General features: G+C 60.3%; 1 pseudogene. It reads left to right on the top strand.

What is annotated here, in order from left to right:
* Positions 1 to 590: pseudogene (locus EOA86_RS37400) on the top strand (chromosome partitioning protein ParB); the annotation flags it as partial.
* Positions 591 to 635 lie beyond the last annotated feature (45 nt).

Genomic DNA, 635 nt, shown 5'->3' with positions numbered 1-635 from the left:
ATCCATACAATTCGGAGCAAAGCGCGCTTCAACTGTCGATCACCCATGAGCGGTTGAAGCCTTCGATGAAGGACGCCGAAAGCTGCAAGGGCCTTACGGCGTTCAATGACCTGTCCGAAAACTACGGCCAGCGCCTGCCGGGCAATCCCGCCGATCTGTTCGATTGGCTGCTAGAGCAGCCGCAGGACACGCTTCTTTCGCTGCTGGCCTTTGGTGCTGCTCATGCGGTCAACGCCGTGGAGAAGAAGTTCACCGACCGCAAGAAGGGCATTGAGCAGGCCAACCAGCTAGGCCGAGCACTCAATGTCGAAATGTCCGAGTGGTTCGAGACTACCGGCGACAGCTATTTCAAGCATGTCAACCGGACCACCATCGAGCTTGCCGTGGCCGAAGCCAAGGGCCGGGAGGCGGGGCTTTCCGTCAAGGCAGCGGCCAAAAAGACCGAAGCCGTCATTGTCGCCGAGCGACTTGTTGCCGGTAGCGGCTGGATACCCGCCCCGGTGCAGATCGCTGCCGCCGACGAGGTGAGGTCTGTCGAGCACGAAACGGACATCGAGGATAACGAGCAGTTCCCCGAAGCGGCTGAATAAATATCAGCCATAGGCCGGTTGCGTGCTCTCCCCGCGCGACCGGCC

Origin of the sequence: Mesorhizobium sp. M5C.F.Ca.IN.020.32.2.1 (assembly GCF_004023105.1) — a bacterium.
GTDB lineage: Bacteria > Pseudomonadota > Alphaproteobacteria > Rhizobiales > Rhizobiaceae > Mesorhizobium > Mesorhizobium wenxiniae.
The sequence above is the reverse complement of the archived record's forward strand: the minus strand, read 5'-3'. Positions and strand labels throughout refer to the sequence as shown.